Genomic DNA, 18,720 nt, shown 5'->3' on the forward strand with positions numbered 1-18,720 from the left:
AAAATCGACGGATCACACGAACCAGCTCGTCTTTTTCAGAATCTTTAAAAGGAAGGCCGTCCAGCGCGGTTCGGCTGATCACATGATAAACGGTTTTCTGGCCGGGATCTGTCCTGACCATCCGGGGAATACGAGGCATACGCTCCATCTCCTTGATTTGTCATGTCAGAAATACGGGTATATTGATGATATTATGGAATGAATTTCTATTTAAAAAAAGGCAGGTTACTTATTGAAAATGAGTGTCTCACAAATTAACGTGGAGGTCAAGCGCATGGTGCCTGTCCCCTGGTTTTCTCTGGTTTTCTGGTTTTCTGGTTTTTTGTCCCCTGGTTTTTCTGGTCCCTCCTGTCCTTTCAATACGTAAATTTTAAAACTCCCCGAAATGAAAGTGTCGGCATAGATACTTTACATGCGTTGGCCCTGCTGCCCCCCCTCGTCTGCCTGGACATCCCAAGGTATATTTGCTACTTTTCATATTTTTATGGCCAAAATATAGAAGTTAAATATATATATTCCTGATGAGACAAATAGAGGAAATTGCATAACGGTCCTAATGGAGGGGGAATGTGCATTTGAAATCATCCAGTCTTAAATTTAATACAAAATTTGAGGTATCTCATTCTTTCAAAATGGATGTCCTTACTCATTGTCCCGAAAGCATGACGAAGAGCCATTTTTGAGGCTAAGCCGGATATTTCCCGAAGGGTGAGAAAATCAAACAGAATACCGTGGATTACATTTTGCATTTTTGAAACGACTAAAAATATTACCGCAAAGAACTGTAATTATGCGTTATTCATTGGCTATGGTTGTTTCCTCATGAAATATCCGGGCTAAGCATAAAGGCATAAATACTTATCCCTTATCTTGCAAAAAATCAGATTCGTATAATCTGCTGAATCAACAACCGAAACTCCATGCGCTCGGCGCTGGTTTATTTTGAATAATTTATGCGCGCATACTTAAATAAATCTGTTGTAAAAGGTATTCCCATGAACCCTCGCACCGTTTCTTCGTGTGTTTTCTTACTGCTTCTCATAACGTCCAGCCTTGCCTCTGCACGCCCTTACAATGGTGATATTTTTACATTTACCCAACCCGACAACTCGCAGTTTGAAGTTCGGATCTATGGCGATGAGTACTATGCGGTTATTGAAACGTTGGATGGGTACACCGTGACCAAAGACCCTGACACCGGTTTCTACTGTTATGCCGAACTCTCAGCGGATGCCACGGCCTTTATATCAACCGGTTATCCACCAGAAAAAAAGCGCTCACGGAATCTTATTTTACAGAAGAATATCAGATTATCTCCACGAGTTCTGGCCCAGAAACGTAAGGCCGCGCGCACGAAATTTGGTGTCGACGTCAAAGGGAATCTACTTCCATCCCTTCGCCTGCGGATGCGTCCACAGGATTTTGGGTATGATCGCTGGAATCAGGGGGTGGAAACCGAGGCCCGGTCCATGAAAACTGCACCGGGTGCCATTTATTCTGCTCCCCCAGCCAACCCAACCACCGGTACCCGGGTGGGCCTGGTCCTGTTGGCCAGGTTTCCCGACCGTCCAGATGACGTGACCATGGCCCAATCCCAGGTAGATGCCTATGCCAATGAGCCTGATTATTCCGACTTTGGTAATGCCACGTCTGTTTACGGTTATTTCAATATCCAGTCAAACGGCAAACTACAGTATCATTGTATCGTTACCGCTTATTTTACAGCTGCCCACAATAGAGAGTACTATACGGACAATTCCATCGCCTATGGTACTCAGGCCAAAGAACTCATCAATGAGGGCCTTGGGGCTTTGAAGGCGAAGGGATTTGATTTTAGCAAAGTGGATGCCAACGGCGACAAGGTCTTGGACGGGGTCAATCTTTTTTATGCCGGCAATCTGGCTAACAACTGGTCCGAGGGATTGTGGCCACACAAGTGGAGTTCAAGCTGGTCCGGCTTAACCAAAGAAGGGATGGGTACCCATTTTCAGTACCAGATCAGCAATATCGGTTCCAGCCTGACCCTCGGTACGTTCTGCCACGAAAACGGTCACATGATCTGCGGCTTTCCGGACCTGTATGCCTACGATGGCAATGCAGCCACAGTGAACAACTACAGTCTGATGTGCCAGACTGGAACGGTTCACCCTGTAAGCATAGACGCATATCTGAAGATTCAAGCCGGATGGTCAACGGTTATGGATATCACCGCCTCCAACCACCAGCGTGGGGCCATTCAGGTGGATAAAAACACCTTTTATCGGTACAGAAATCCGTCGAAGCCCAGTGAATACTTCATTCTCTCCATGCGCACCGACACCGGGTATGAAGGGCCCTACGGCGGAAGTGATTCCGCCGTCAACCCCGCCAATGGCCTGGTGATCTGGCATGCCTTTGAAGAGGGCGCCAATACCCGTTCCTCCATTTATACGCAGAACAATCCATCCGCCGACTACACCATGCCCTATGAACTCATGGTTGTTGAGGCAAAACCCAGCAAAGAGATAACACCGTGGTACGATAAGCCCACACCAGGTTCCGACGACGCCTATCACAAGGGAGATATCAGCGAGGCCTCCGACATCACCACGCCGGCGTTGAAATTCTGGGACACGACAACCGGGCGTACCACAGCCTCGGGTTTGCACATCCATTCGGTGGGCCCCCAGGGGAGTGCCATGACCTTTGCCCTTGGATCTGAGCCCTTAGCCCCGGACCCGGAAATAGGACTCACCGCCTCTGTTTTCGAGCCATCCTGCGACATCGGCATGAACCCCGCTTCCCAGGCATTCACGGTTTACAACCGCGGGGCCGGAACATTGAGTTACACCATTACGGAAAACATTTCATGGCTGAGCCTGGATGTTATCTCGGGAACGGCCACCACAGAGGCGGATCTAATCACCCTGAGGTATAACACTGCCCATCTGGCTGATGGAACATACGAAGGCACCCTTACCGTGACGAATGAAGATTCACCCAACACGTCACAAACAATCCATGTGGTCTTGACCGTAAACCCCCCGGCGACCGTTGCCATAAGTACCCCAACACTTACAAAATCACTTTCATCAGGAATGTCAGCGACGGACTCGTTCACCGTTACAAACAGTGGAGGAGGAACGCTCCATTACACTCTTTTCGAATCAGCGCCATGGCTTTCTCTGGGCAGGACAACCGGCACAGTGGTAGCGGAAGAGGATGAGATCCAGGTAACCTGTGACGCGTCCAACCTGTTCGATGGCACCTATTCGGCAGAGATTGTAGTGGGTGACTCAAGTGCCGGGAGCCCATCTCAGGTGATCGATGTGACCCTGCATGTCAGCGGAAACATCACAGTGCATCGTCCCATGGGGTCTGAAACCCTGCAGCAGGGAAATCGTCACAAGATAAGCTGGATGACGGATGGCTGGGTAACAGGTGAGATAAAAATTGACTTGTACAAAGGAGGCGTACTGGACAGCACCATCGCATCCAGTCATGCAAATAATGGGTTCTACTCGTGGCGTATCCCTGAAAGCCAGCCCATCGGCACCGACTACCGAATTCGCATAACCAGTGTGGATGACGCTTTAATAACAGGAGAGAGTCTTTCAGACGTTCGCATTGGCGCATTGCCGACACTTGCCGGAATCCCTTACAGGGAGGATTTCGAAGCCGATTTGGGGCAATGGATACAATCCGTGGATGATGACTTTAACTGGAAACAACAAAGTGGCGGTACAACGTCAAGCGGGACAGGCCCCACCGCAGCCCAAAGCGGGACATCCTATATTTACACAGACTCTTCGTCCCACAAATATCCTGGTAAATTCGCCCGATTGGAAAACACCTTTGATCTGCGTGATGCTGCAGCGCCACTCTTGTCGTTTTATTATCATATGTATGGTTCCAGCATGGGAACCCTGGTTATTCGCGCCAGTGTCGATCAGACCCATTGGACACCCCTCTTCTGCCGAACAGGGGACCAGGGCAACCACTGGCAGACCGCAAAGGCCGACCTGGCTTCTTTTGCCGGACAGGTTGTCATGATTCAAATCATTGGGACAACGGGCAGCCGTTTAAGCGATATGGCACTGGACGACATACGTATTGAAGAAGCGTCGAAAGCACTGGTCTGCGATACGCGACTGTTCACCGAAAAAAGTGCGGATGACGGCTCAATTTCAAACAAAATCACATTTGCCCTGTCAGGCGATACCTTCACATCACAGGTGGTTTCAGGTGGTCATGTAACGGCACGCAACGTCCCATCCGGTTTGACGGCAACCTTTGTACGTGACAGCGCAACCCGAATCACCCTGACGTTAACCGGAAATGCAATCAACCATAAGAATAAAGACGGTATATTTGATCTTCAGGTAATATTCGCCGACGGCTCTTTTGCGGCGGGTGATGCGTCCGCAATGGCCGGAAGCAGCCAAGACCTGAGGATTGACTATGTCGAAATCATGCCGCCCAATAGCGATCCAACCATCACAGGTCTTCCAACGGACTTGACGGTCCTGCAAGGAACAACAACAAACCTGGATTTATCACCAGCATTTTTTTCCGATGCAGACTCTGGGGAAAGGAGCATCAACCTGCGCTTGTCAGCGGGCAGCGGAGCCCTGTCTGCAACCCGCTCCGGCGATGTTGTTGTGACGGGAACGGGCACCGGAACCGTGGTACTCCAGGGAACATCCGCTGCCATTGACACCTTTTTAAATACAGCCGGAAATATTCGGTACACCGGAGCAGCAGATGTCTCTGGAAACGATGCGGATGCCATCTCATTGATTGCCAATGACGGGGGGCACTCAGGTCTCGGCGGAGGCACTGATGTTGAACTTGGCACGGTGAATATAGATATAAAAGCCCTTCATTTACTTTCTATTACAAAAGTCGGTATCGGCTTGGGAAGGGTGACCAGCGAACCCACAGGTATTGATTGTGGCAATGAGTGTTCACATGAATTTCCCGAAGGCACAACCATCACCCTCACCGCAAAAGCTGCCGATGCATTTTCCTGGTTTACCGGATGGTCCGGGGGTGGCTGTTTCGGTACAGGGGACTGCATTGTAAACCTAACAGACGCAACAGCTGTTACAGCTATTTTTGAAGCAGCCGACAGAGACGACGATGGTATACCCGACGCTCTTGATGCCTTCCCGGATGATAAAAACTACAATCACGATGGGGATAACGATGGCATGCCCTCCCTTTGGGAGACTCGCAACGGATTTAATCCGGCCATTGACGATGCCGCACTGGATTCAGATGGTGACGGCCTCAGCAATCTGAAAGAATTTATCAAGGGAACGGATCCCCACATCGTAACGAACGGACCCGGTATGGCGACCATGGAAGCCCCAGATAATTTTGCATCAGAACAACCACTGACGCTCACGCTTAAGGCGGGCTATGCCATCACAGCCTCTGCAGACTTACATGCCAGGACATGCTGGCAAATAGCCGAAGATTTTGAATTCACGTCAAATGTATTCAAAACAACGTCACCGACATTCAAAACCCAGGTGACGGTGCCGCAAGGGATACTGGATGCAGAGAAAACCTATTACTGGCGAGTTCAATACATTGATACGGATAATACAGCATGGGTATGGTCAGAACCCCGATCCTTTACAACGAGACCTGCGGCAACCTCAGACGATAATGCCAATGGGATACCGGACCATCAGGAGGTCTCGAGTGACAGTGGCCAGGATCTGGATGGGGACACCTTTGATGACCTTACTCAGGTTGACATGCATTGCCTGGCACTGAAGGATAGCGGGGATCAGATAAGTCTGAAAGATGGCGATCATGTATATGCCGTGGATTTCATTTCCCAAATGGACGCCATCACCATTGAAGAACAGATGGGCAGACCTGTTGATCTGCCTGCCGGCCTGTTCAACTTTCGGATAGTGGCAGATCAACCCGGTGCCGTTGTCACGACAACGATGTATTTCTCGAAACCTTTGCCCGATAATATCGTGTGGTATAAATACGACTCACTCAATGGGTGGCATGATTACAGCGATCATTCCACCATCAGCGATGATCGTAAATCCGTCGTGATAGAGCTCAAGGATGGCGACTACGGTGATGCCGATGGTATCGCCAACGGCATTGTCGTCGACCCCTCGGGCCCGGGAAGCACAATGAGAAACAGCAATAACGATAACTCTGGCGGATGTTTCATAGACACGGCGTTCATGTAACCATGGGGCCGGGCCACGTGAACCCATCGATATGTAAACATTCGATGTAAAAAACGTATTTCGCCTGTCACCAAACCCCCTGGTGTGTCATGTCAGAAACACGGGTATATTGATTAGGTCTGGAATGGATTTTTTTTTAAAAAGGCAGGTTACTTGTCGGGAATGAGTGTCTCATAGATTGGAGCTGAGGTCGAACGCATGGTGCCTGTCCCCTGTCCCCTGATTGTTTTCTCATGAAATATCCGGATTAGAAAGGATCCAGGGCATATAGGGGAGAACAGAGGGATATTTTCAAGAACCTGAGACCGGCCACTCAACAGATTGGATGATGAAAGAAAAAACCCCGCAGCCTTAAAAGACAACGGGGTTTTTCTTAAGGGAATCGGCCAATCTTTTTATCTGACCTCAACACGTTTATTTAATTAATTTTTGCTGCACGCCAAAACATTTTTATTTATCAATGAAACGGCTTCATTTACTTTATCAATATCAATGGTAACGTTTTCGATAACACTACGCTTAAATGATAATCCCCATAAGGTATCGCCGCCATTCTGGACATTCAGCGCCATCTCTTGCTTCAGCATGTATATTACGGTTAATATTGCAGCAATAACAAATGAGGCAATGGCGGCACCCATACCAGCTTCTACGGATAAGGAAATCCCACCAATTAAAACAGCGAGAATCGCAAAAAATAATGACTTAGGCTTTTGAAAGCCTCCTATAACTCCGGTCATAGCAACCAATGGAATGTTGATGGTTTGCCTTCCGAAGAAACTGGATTGAGTGACTTCAACCCTTTCATCATTACATTTAATTTCAGTCGTCGGATCTATTTTCATCAAAGACAATAAAAAGGCTACAACACCTCCCTGTCGACCAACAACATGTAAGGACTCCTCACCATTATTAGCTTCTTTGTTCAGATAAAATTTCTTCAACACCAATGCGCTCATCATTTTCTCCTTATAAAATAATTAATAATTTCAAAAAGTAGTAGTAAAGAAGGACATAAAACCACTTAAGTTCCGTAGAAATTCACATTTCTTATCCTGTCAAACTATACTCAACAATACACCCTATTCATAATATTAATTTTTCATCAATAAGAATTGAGTCAAAATAAAAAATACCGACACTCTCCGGGGCTTTTATCTATTTATAAAAACAAATTACCTTTTTACTTCTTAGTAAGCCTCTCACTCAAATTGGACGGAGAAATACAAATTAACGAACGCCCCTCATTGATCTTGGCCAGAAGCCCCCACCGTGAGGAGGTCCTTTCGTGCTGTTTCAGATGAGTGTCCGTCCCCTGCCCTGTTTTGGATAAACTGAAAAACTCGTGACTAAAAATAATGAATTTCAGGCGACACCTTTTTTTTCCTGAAGGCGTCGCCTGAAACGTTTGGGAACGTGCCTTTGGGCTATACCTTGAAGAACCCCATAATTTTGTTGAGCTTGCCAGCCAGCTCGGAAAGCTCCCCGGCGCTGGTGTTCACCTGGGATGCCGTGGTGGATATCTCAGCGGCGGCTGAGTTAACGTATGTAATCTCCATTGCAATTTCTCCAGCCGCCGTGGCCCCATGGGATATGTTAGCATTGACCTCCCCGATACCAGTGAATGCCTGGGAAAGATTCTCGGTAACTTCCTGTGTAGTGACCGATTGTTCCTCTACGGCCGAGGCAATCTGAGCAACAATTTCATTGATGGCGTCAATGACCTCTGTAATTTCAGTAATATCATTGGACGTTACCGAGGTGCTCTGCCGGGTTATGTCGATCTTCCGGCTGATATCCAGGGTGGCGTCGGCCGTCTGTTTGGCCAGTTCCTTGATCTCATTGGCCACAACGGCAAAGCCCTTGCCCGCTTCTCCGGCTCGAGCTGCTTCGATGGTGGCATTCAGGGCCAGGAGGTTTGTCTGTTCCGAGATGGCTGTAATGGTTTCCGTGACCTTGCCAATCTCCCTGGCTGCGGCCCCAAGCTCTTCGACCCTGGAAGAAGCCGACCCTGCTTTTGACACGGCCTTTTCAGCAATGCTCCGGGCTGTTTCAGCACTTTTGGCAATTTCTGATATGGTGGCACTCATCTCTTCAGTGGCAGAAGTGACCGTATTTAGGTTGGAGGCCGCCTGTTCAACCGCCGCAGAAATGGAATTCATGTTTGAACTGAGTTCTTCACCGGCAGCAGCAACGGAATTTGCATTGGTAGAGGTCTGCTCTGCGCTGTCGGTCATGAGACCGGCCATATCGGTGAGACTTGATGATGATGAAGTCATGGTGTGGCTGGCCTGGGTAACATCTTTAAATATATGGCTGAGGCTTGAGGACATGTGGTTCAAGGCCTTTACAAGGTCCCCCACCTCATCCCCCCGTTGGATCTCAAGCGTTTGGGTGAAATCCCCAGTGGCCATGGCCTGGGACAGTGCCACTCCCTTTTGAAGGGGAATAACGATGGAGCGGGTCAGAAGAACACCGCAGGTAATGGCGAGCCCTACGGCGATCACCATGATCATGAAACCGTATTTATCTATCTTATGGAAAAAAGTATCCCCGGACAGCACAAAGTTTGCGGCATTCCGGGTGTTGAGATCAATGATCTTATTGATCATCACAACCGCACTATGCCCGGTATCACGGCAAGGGCCAATGGCCTGGCCGGTCATTTTAAGCGCCAGGTCATGTGCCTTGTTTGTTTCATTGCTCATTGTGGTAAATGTCTGGTCAATGCGGTTGACCACAGGGAGCAGGTCCTGTTCAAAGAGCGTTTTCGCCTCGGACCCACGCCCCTCCTCCAGACGTGTGTGAATTTTCGTCACAACGTTCCGGTAGGCGTTGGTGAGTTCTCCCAGGGTTTCAAGGCTTGTGTCTACGGTCCTATTCTCGATCTGGTACCGAGACTTCATCTCCTGGATCTCCTTTAAAAGGTCTTGCCGGAGATCACTGTTTTCCTTTTCCCCATGGAACACCTCCATGGACAATGACTGAAACCTGTCCATGACCGCTGCCCTTGCCTGGTCGGTGACCGCTATCAAAACCATGGGATTTCGTATGCCAGTGGCTTCAAGCGCCTGGAGGTAAAGAAAAAATTGTTTATTGGCGGCCTCCCATGCTTTGAATTTCTCCTTGTATGATCTCCACAGGGGCTGCATTTCCTTGTCCATGGGGATCTTTTCAAAGAGCTCAATATTTTCTCCATAAACCTTGAACACTTTCTTTAAGATGAGGTTCTGTTCGTTCATCCCTTCGGGTGTGATAAAGAGGTCAAGCATGTTGCGCTGGCAGGTCATGAAGCGCTCGATCTCTTTATTTAATTTTGCAAGGTGGTTGATGGCTGGCAGGTTTTCTTGTCCCACCCGTTGCAGGTAATGGCCAAGTGTTGTAGAGGAAAATCGCCCAAAAAGGCCCATACCTACACAGATAAGGGCAATGCCCAGGAATGCACCGATCATTTTTCGGCTCAATTTCATATTTTGTAAGCGTTCACGGGGTTGAGTAGGAATTTAGATCCAAGATGTACACGGGGGTGAATTTTCAAAATGGCATCGGATAGCGTTGTTGAGAACGTCAAATGTACGCAAGCCTTTAATGCGGCAGGTTTCAACGAGGGATAGAATAGACTCAACCCATCGATTGCCCTTTTCGCTCTGGGTTCCAAGGCTTCGTTTTCGCCATAGAACGCCCATACGTAGAGCTCTTTCAGCTCTATTATTCGACGGTTCAATACCGTCAAAATCAAGAAAGACCCAAAGGCTTTCCAGCATATCAAAGACATGACGCGCCATTACGCCAGCATCATCATCTGCGTCACCATGTAGGCTAAGTAAAACCATCAGCTCTTGATAGAAGTCGGTCCATTCTTGTTCATCAGGGGGCTCTTTGGCAAAATGGATGAGACATTGAAGAAGCTCAAGCATCATCCCACCAAATATTTTGATGTGAGGGGTCCTTCTTTCAGACAATCCTCTGGCTCTTCGGATTAGATGAGGGATGCATGTTTGCCTATGATTTATCCATTTTTGGTAGAGCGCATACCCATCACTGATCAGGATGCCATTCCAGTCTTCGACTAATTCTTCGAAGGCTTGCTTTGAACGGTGGGTGGCAATGCGATAGAAGCCAACCTGTTTGTTGGCCATTACCCACAACCAGCACAGATCATGAGATAGTTTCCAGCTGGTTTCATCAACATAGTTGCAGTAGGAACTTCGAGCGACCTCTGCAATTCTTTGATAAATGGGAGCCAGAGCATTTGTTGCCCGGTCGATAATGTTTTGAATGGCTCCGGTGCTTATATGGACCTCGTACATCGAATGAATCAGATTCTGAACCGATAGACGACTCAATCCTTTTGGCCCACTCATTTCGGCAACAAACGCACTGAACCTGGGGCCGAAACCGGTTTGAACATTTTGTGGCACCTCAGCCTTTGCTTGTTGCCCGCAAGACGGGCACTGGCATTTATACAAAACGTAGTGGCGGACATCAACTTGGGGTGGCGGAAGTTCAATATTCTGGTGGGTGTAAAAAGGCTCACTAATAGCCTCATCAAAACAGGTGCACCCGCAAGAACAATATGAGGGGAGGATAGCGTGAGTCTCGGTTGGGGCCAGCAATACCTGCTGGTGACCCTTGTGGCCTGGCTGAGCACCTTTCCGACGCTTTATGTCGGTCTCATTTCCCTTTGATTTTTCGGGCTTTTTGATCTGTCGTTTGCCTGAATAAGGGGGGTCTGAAGAAGGCGGTTTACTTGAATTATTAGAATCTTTACGCTTCTTGGAAGACAATTTGTCAATGGCCGCCTCGAGCTGATCTAAACGCGCCTGCTGTGAGATTAGGATATCTTCAAGCTGGGTCATGTACGTTTGAACGGTATCTGGGCACCGCTTCCGATCTTTAGCTGATGGCGACTTTATTGTTTTCATGAGTGCAGGCTATCACACTAGTTGTTGCATGTCTAGTTTGAATAATTATTGAACAATATAGATGTATCCATAAGTATTAATGATGCTTAGGGCGGATTACGGGTTCAATTTGGGCCGTGAACGCTTACCATATTTTTCATGGGAGTATCCTAAACTTGCTCTGGAAGTTAAACAGGGTAGGTACTGGCCTCACACCGTTTCAGTTTGAAAAAATACAACAATATGACAAGGTTTTACACACGGTAAAATCACACTATGTCGTCGATCAGAAGAATATAAGCCCAGTGCCGAGTAGCTATACAAGATACTTATCGGGTAACTTCGCTCGCGAGTTGAGGAAATATTATGAAATATTAAAGATATCAATAAGTGCACCCAGGGGGACACAAAAATACCATTCTCCCTCTATCTTCCAATAATAGTTTCGGTAAGGGTGGTGGAAATAAATAATCACACAGTGGCTTACCGGAATACCAATAGAATTTGACCCGAGAAACGAGAGAAAACCAGAAACCAGGGGACAGGCGACATGCGTCTGGTGTTGAATTCATCCCATGATGGTTTCTTTTTGCGTCATTCCTGACCAAAAAAAGGGTTGTCATCCCGGTGGTTCGATCTGAACTCAATATGTGATTGTGAATCGATGCCCGAACAGGCCGGTGGAGGAACAGCTCTTCCAGCTGACATGACGAAGGACAAGACGTGAATCGTATGCCCCCACGGCAACAGGAGTGGATGCTGAATTCATTTTGATTGTTTGGCGGTTATTGCAGACTTTATCTGGTGGAGCGACAGAAAACTGTCAGGCCTCTCTCAATCGTTTCATGGAGTACATGCCATCAAGCCCTTTCACCTTCTTGGGGACCCGTGCCCGGCTGCCATAAAGGCGATCCTTAAAGATTTCATAGGTTCCAACAACAAAAAGCGCATGGTGCCTGTCCCCTGGCCCCCCTGGCCCCTTTGAAAGGTCAAGCGCATCTTGCCTGTCCCCTGGTTCTCCTGGTTCTCTTACATCAGCCACTTCCACCAAATAAACATAGATAAAAAGCCGAACAGGTAGATCAGCCCGGCCCAAGATAAGAACTTCAAACTCCGGCTCAATATCAATTCTTTCGGTAGATCCGGTTTTATCATCAATCGGTAATTCAACAAAGCAAAAACAGGGGTGGTCATAAAGGCCATGACCATAGCAAAATTCAACATTGTCATTAATGCCGAGGTGAAGAAGATCAGGATCCCCATTGCAAGGCCCCCGACTAACAACATCCAGGCCGAGTGATAACGACGCTGTTCCAATTCTTTGTGTTGCAGCAGCAGTTGCGATTCCGCCAAAGCACGGGAATAACCATCAATGGCTGTAATTGTGCTGCCGAAAATACAGAAAAAAGCAACAGCAGCAATTAGATAACGGGACCATTCACCAATAGTTGATGCGTAAATACTCACCAGCTGATGGGAAAAACCAATGCCAGAACTTTTTAATTCAGTGCCATTACCATGCAGTACCAGTGCGCCGAGAGCAAGAAAAACGATGGCCAATACAGACGTGCCGATATAGCCAACATTAAAATCGAACAGGGCCGATTTTAATGTAACTACCTGCTCTTTACGTTGGCACTTAAGCCATAGCGAAGTTAAAGATGAAATTTCAATGGGTGCAGGCATCCACCCCATCATCGCAATCAAAAAACCAAACGAAGCAAGGGTCCAGGCAGACGGTGTTTCAAAATCAGCGGGTGCAACACTCCCCTTTTCTGCGGCAATAAATAACGCACTCACCGTCGCGATCACAAGTACCGACATGATCACTTTCGATAATCCATCCAACGCTTTGTAATGACCCGATAGCAATATCCCTAAACATGCCGCCAATACCGCACCGGCCAAAATCGTTAAGGGCAGAGTAAAGGGAAGGAAATAGCCAAGCAAACTGGCACTAAACAGAAGTAATGCAGCGGTATTGACCACCGCAGAGATGGAGTTAAGCACGGTGAATAACCACAAATAGCCACGCCCCATCTCGTCATAACCCTGGATCAGGCTTTTCCCTGTCCCCATGGTGTACTGCACACCCGCACGAAAAAATGGGTATTTAAATATATTAACCAGCAAGATCAGGCCAACAAGCTGCCAACCATAAATAGCACCGGCTTTGGTTGACGCGACAAGGTGAGAACCTCCTACTGCAACGGTTGCCATCATAATGCCGGGGCCCAATGACTGAATAAGGTGTTTCAACCCATGCGTAACAGGTTCAACCTGCAACCCATGCGTAATAGGTTCAACCTGCACCATCGCGGTATTCTTCATAATTAGTTTCTCGTAGTTTTTATTGTAATGCAGCGCTACTTTTTATGTTCAAATAGGTCTTGCACAAAAGTTACAAGGAAGTTTTCGCATGTTTAAGAAACGTATCTTGCCTTGCCCCTGGTTTTCATTTTAGCAGTTATAAAGCAGAAATCACCCGTGCTGTCAATGTTGGAAATTTAGGAAAACATAAACAGTTAGAGCCACCCGTAGATGATGATGCCATGGGTTCCCGGTGGGCTGTTCATTCATGACTCTTGGGGAAAAGAAGGTCTGACCTAAATAACGGTCAAGCGCATGGTGCCTGTCCCCTATTCCTTGGTGTGTCATGTCAGAAATACGGGTATATTGATGAGGTTTTGAAATGAATTCCTTTTTAAAAAGGCAGGTTACTTGTTGGGGATGAGTGTCTCATAGGTTGGCGTGGAGGTCAAGCGCATGGTGCCTGTCTCCTGGTCGGTCCTTTCTACTTTCACTATTCACCATTTACTATTCGCCGGTCGGTTTTCCTTCTAAATAAACATCCCGCTTTGTTCTGTGATCCAGCTTGCTAAAGAAACACTTTGGCTTTATGGTTATCTAAATTTGCTGGGGATAGATATTGATTGATGGCGTGGAGAAAACATGAAGACCGATTTGACTGAAAAACTGTTGGAAGCCCGTGGGATTCTCATTTTGGACCATCGAGGCGCGCGAAAGGCCGAGGTTCCGGAGAACACTTTTGAAGCCTTTCAAAGGGCCTTTGATGTACGGGCCACCCTTGACGAGAGTCAAAACTTGGGCCAAATCAAGGGTATTTTAATTCCCACCTTTGATGAAGCGTGTCGTCTCATCAAGCATAAACAAAATGCGATCTTCAATGTCGAAATCAAGTCCGGCGACAGGCTCTTCTGCCGCATCGCCAAAGACGCTATGAAGGTCATTTAACGCCATGGCATCAATGGCCAGGTCATCACCACCCTTCTTACCATCCGGTTTTTACGTCCTGCCATCGAAACCGCCAACATATAGTGGATGTGACCCCAAACCTGAATGAAGCAGGGATGGTCCGTTACATTCTTAGCTACAAGCAGCAGAAGATAAAAATAAAAGGACTGTTGGAGATAACGTTGAAGAATTTCATATTGGTCATGACCCTGATGATAAATCTGTTGTTGCAACCTCTTTTGTCCACATTGCATGCAGAGCAGGCAATGAGTGGAAACTCCATTGAGCGGAAAAAGGCGTTGAGAAAGCTGACAATAAAGCCAGGCCCTTACCGAGGCGCGGAGGCCGAGGCACCCCTCTGGATGACAGAGCTCCTCGAAAACGCCCTGGCAGACCCGAACCCCACGGTGGTGGCCGAAGCTGTAGACCAGATCGGTAACCTGAAAATCCGGTCCCTTAGTTCCCGCCTGATCACTCTTTACAATGAATCGGATTCAAAATTCAGAGGGTATAGCGAACGGGTTCAAAATTCGATCATCGAAACCATCGGCAAAAACAAAGGCGCCGAATGTTCTGAATTCCTTTCAGATTTATTAGAGGATGACAACGGAACTCCCAGCGGTTTCACCATTCTTAGGGCGATAAAAAATTTAAATGATGCAGGACTCACAGCTGTTCTTCAGGATTATGCCATAAGAATGGAAACTATCTCCCTTAAACTACAAGAAAAAGGGGTCGATGCGCTGATCTACTCGAATTTTGAGCGACACGGAGCCCTCGCACGGGAAATCGCCGATTCGTTAGGGGGGGCAAATGAATAAAATACTACATTTTATATTGCTCTTTCTATTATTTTTCATCATCGTTTCCACGGCCCAGGCCAGAGTGGGGATCGTGGTTAACAAGGATCTATATCCCCTGATCAAAGATTCGCTCTCCACATATATCAGCGACCTTCGGACTATCGAAGGCAAAGAGGTCTGGCTCAGCAGCGACCGGTTCGACGACTCCGATACAATAGCGGACCTTAAAGCAATGCTTCAGGATAATTATCAAAATAATGAACTCGAAGGAGTTGTTTTGATTGGTGATCTGCCTATCGCCTGGATGGAACTTGATAATGACTGGGAGGAGTACGCGAGTTTCCCCAGCGATCTCTATTATATGGATATGGATGGGACCTGGGAAGATAAAGCGAGCTGGGGAAAATCCGGAATATTTGATACCTTTCCTGTAAATCTTTATCCAGAAATATGGATTTCGAGAATCACGGCAGGAATGACCCCCATGCTCGGTGATGAAGAGGTTATCGTCAAGGACTACTTTGACAGGGTACACGACCGGATGAAAGGAATGGATACGATCTCACATCGTTATCTGGTCCTTGGGGATACGGATTGCTGGGGAAACTCTCTCGACGGCTTTGACGGTTTTGTCCGCTCTTCAGAAATGGGATACGCCAACGGCGAGGTGACTAAATACCTTCGCTATAACGGGGAGGACACCCGGGAAAACTGGATAAAAGGAATGCGGGACGGGTATGAATATGCCCTTGTTACCGAACATTCAGCGCCCAACTTGCATTGTACCAAATGGGACTCTCCAAAGGATTTCTTTTATAACGTTGACTACCAGAAAATGGCGGCAGACGGCGAGCCCGGAAATGTGAGATTCTACAATCTTTTTGCATGTTCCAATGCCCGTTTTACTTATAAAGACTTTCTCGCAGGCTCTTACGCCTGGGGGCATAATGGGCTGGTCAGTATAGGAAGTACCAAAACAGGAAGCATGCTCTATTTTGGCGAGTACAACGAACCTCTGGGAGAGGGAAAGAGCTTCGGCGAAGCATTCTTGGCGTGGGTCAGGAGAGTGGGCGTCCACGATTTATCCTGGCACGGCGGAATGACCTTGATGGGGGTTGGATCCTTGAAACTCCTCCCTTACGCAAAGGATGACTTTTCCGTCACAGTCACAGCAACAGCCGAGGGGAAGGCCTCCCTTTCAGAGACAATTTCCGTAGTGGAAGATACTGACGGAAGCCCCATCGAAATTAAAGCGTCTGCAAAGGTTGTCACAGGCACTGTTTCACGCGTAGAGTTTTTCCGGAATGATCTCTTGATCGGCGAAGACAGTAATTTTCCGTACAGTATTTCATGGGCTAATCCTGACAAAGGTATTCACCTTCTCAAGGCTGTTGCGTACAATAGTGCCGGAGATAAAACTATCTCCTCCCCGGTTAAGATCATTGTTGCAGGAAAATTGGGAGAAGGCTCCATTTCAATGCAATACTGGAATGACGAAACAGCCGTGGATGATTTTACGGATTTTTCAACCTATCCCGACAATTCAACATATTCTTCTCTGACGCAACTTCAGGACTTTCAGACGTCACCCTATTCGAGAGCCTATTGCACAAGGATAACGGGATTTATTCATCCGCCTGTCACGGGCAACTATAACTTTTATATGGCAGGATGTAATACTTGGAAGCTCAGATTAAGCTCCGATGAGGCCGAAGCCAATAAATCATTGCTTTTAAGTGTTTCCGCCTATGGGGAATTCCCTGAAGAGGCATCGAAATCAGCCCCAGTGTCCCTCGAGAGTGGGAAAAAGTATTTTATTGAGGCACTGCATAAAGGGGAGGAACGCTGGAGCAGCCTTACCGTCGGCTGGTCAATACCCGGTCTTGAGGTTGACGTAATTCAGGGCTTATTTTTATCTCCTGAGTACGTATTTTATAAGGTTGATTTTAATTGTTTTAACTATCACGGAGATATCAAAGGAGGGTTAAATCAGTGCGTTAAGCCGGGTGACAATACCTGGCCAATCACTGCTGTTCCGGCTCAGGGCTACTGTTTTACCGGCTGGCGGGGAGATTACACCGGCAGCGACAATCCGTTAACCCTTCATAATGTCAATTCCAATATGATCATTGAAGCCGGGTTTGCGGTAAAGACCTACAAAGTGAATTTCATCTCAGGTGAACACGGACATCTCAATGGGGTGACAGAGCAAGTTGTCCCTTATGGCGGGAGCAGCAGCGCAGTCAAACCCGAAGCTGATGAAGGGTATCAATTCACGGGATGGAGCGGGGCTTATACGGGAACAGAAAAAACACTACGGGTCGATAACGTTATTTCCGACAAAACCATCACGGCCGAGTTTGCGGTAATGACCTACAAAGTGGGTTTTATAGCGGGTGAACATGGACGTATAGAGGGGGTCACAGAACAAGTTATCCGCCATGGGGGAAGCAGCAGCGCAGTCGAACCCGAAGCTGATGAAGGGTATCAATTCACGGGATGGACCGGGTCTTATACGGGTACAGACAAAACACTACGGGTCGATAACGTTATTTCCGACAAAACCATCACGGCCAAGTTTGCGGTAAAGACCTACAACGTGGATTTTATCGCGGGTGAACATGGACGTCTCAAGGGGGTGACAGAGCAGGTTATCCCCCATGGCGGAAGCAGCAGCGCAGTCGAACCCGAAGCTGATGAAGGGTATCAATTTACGGGATGGACCGGAAATTATCAGGGCACAGATGAAAACCTCATCATCGAAAATATTACGACTGATCTGACGATTGCATCTCATTTCGCACTGAAGCCGGAAGATTCAGGGCAAAATGGGTGTTTTATATCAACGGTTAAGTAAAACCAGAGAAACCAGGGGACAGGCGACATGCGTCTGATGTTGAATTTCATCCCATGATGGTTTCTTATTGCGTCATTCCTAACCAAAAAAAGGGTTGTAATCCCGGTGGTTCGATCTGAACTCAATATGTGATTGTGAATCGATGCCCGAACAGGCCGATGGAGGAACAGCCCTTCCAGCAAGCATGACAGCAGGAATGGGCGCTGAATTCGTTTTGATCGTTTGCAGGTTATTACCTTTATTGCGGACTTTATCTGATACAGCGACAGGAAACCGTCAAGCCTCTCTCAATCGTTTCATGGAGTACATGCCATCAAAGCCGCTGACCCGCTTTGGCACCCTTTCCCGGCTTCCATAAAGCCGATCCTTAAAGATTTCATAGGTTCCGATAACAAAGGACTTAGAACCGATAATGCCCGAGTCGGTAAAATAGCGGGTTCGGGACCTGAACCGCCGGATGCGATCCTGCTCAAAATTCTTTTCCTTTTCTGACTGAAATATCCGCGTCGGGATCGCGGCCTTGCCCCGTTTTTTAACCGATCCCGCATGATAGCCTGAAAGTCATATAAAGCGCACACTATTCGGTTGCCACTCCCAAGTACTTTAAGAACAGCCTATCTCTGGCCACAGATTCGGTGGACCATCGATAGTTGCCCATGACAGTCTGCACCTTTGTGGTTTCGATGCAGTCAAAC

8 protein-coding genes are annotated in these 18,720 nt (G+C 47.6%); 4 read left to right on the top strand and 4 right to left on the bottom strand.

Annotated elements, in window-relative coordinates:
* Positions 1-953 precede the first annotated feature (953 nt).
* A complete protein-coding gene (locus tag Q1Q75_RS20360) occupies positions 954-6,206 on the top strand; it encodes a M6 family metalloprotease domain-containing protein (protein WP_300674575.1) in 5,253 nt (1,750 codons plus the stop codon).
* Between the two features lie 422 nt (positions 6,207-6,628).
* Here Q1Q75_RS20360 and Q1Q75_RS20365 read toward each other — a convergent pair whose 3' ends face one another.
* The 4 genes from Q1Q75_RS20365 to Q1Q75_RS20380 form a co-directional block, all read right to left on the bottom strand.
* The gene (locus Q1Q75_RS20365) at positions 6,629-7,168 is read right to left on the bottom strand and encodes a hypothetical protein (protein ID WP_300674577.1); all 540 of its coding nucleotides are present in this window, start codon (positions 7,166-7,168) and stop codon (positions 6,629-6,631) included.
* A 465-nt stretch (positions 7,169-7,633) separates the two neighbouring features.
* Complete coding sequence (locus Q1Q75_RS20370; protein ID WP_300674579.1) at positions 7,634-9,676, bottom strand: methyl-accepting chemotaxis protein; 2,043 nt, start codon at positions 9,674-9,676, stop codon at positions 7,634-7,636.
* Between the two features lie 33 nt (positions 9,677-9,709).
* Positions 9,710-11,065, bottom strand: a complete 1,356-nt coding sequence (locus tag Q1Q75_RS20375) for an IS66 family transposase (RefSeq protein ID WP_300674581.1) — start codon at positions 11,063-11,065, stop codon at positions 9,710-9,712.
* Between the two features lie 1,074 nt (positions 11,066-12,139).
* The gene (locus tag Q1Q75_RS20380) at positions 12,140-13,441 is read right to left on the bottom strand and encodes an NRAMP family divalent metal transporter (protein WP_300674583.1); all 1,302 of its coding nucleotides are present in this window, start codon (positions 13,439-13,441) and stop codon (positions 12,140-12,142) included.
* Positions 13,442-14,062: 621 nt separating this feature from the next.
* On the opposite strand from Q1Q75_RS20380, the gene Q1Q75_RS20385 reads away from it, so the two are divergent.
* The 3 genes from Q1Q75_RS20385 (at position 14,063) to Q1Q75_RS20395 (ending at position 18,025) form a co-directional block, all read left to right on the top strand.
* Positions 14,063-14,365: a hypothetical protein gene (locus tag Q1Q75_RS20385; RefSeq protein WP_300674585.1), complete on the top strand. Its 303-nt coding sequence runs from the start codon at positions 14,063-14,065 to the stop codon at positions 14,363-14,365.
* A 116-nt stretch (positions 14,366-14,481) separates the two neighbouring features.
* On the top strand, positions 14,482-15,186 hold the full coding sequence (locus Q1Q75_RS20390; protein ID WP_300674587.1) for a HEAT repeat domain-containing protein: 705 nt from the start codon (positions 14,482-14,484) through the stop codon (positions 15,184-15,186).
* Positions 15,179-18,025, top strand: coding sequence for an InlB B-repeat-containing protein (locus tag Q1Q75_RS20395; RefSeq protein WP_300674589.1), 2,847 nt, complete (start codon positions 15,179-15,181; stop codon positions 18,023-18,025). Before Q1Q75_RS20390 ends, Q1Q75_RS20395 begins: the two co-directional genes overlap by 8 nt.
* Positions 18,026-18,720 lie beyond the last annotated feature (695 nt).

It is taken from the genome of Desulfoluna sp. (assembly GCF_030145185.1).
Taxonomy (GTDB): Bacteria; Desulfobacterota; Desulfobacteria; order Desulfobacterales; family Desulfolunaceae; genus Desulfoluna.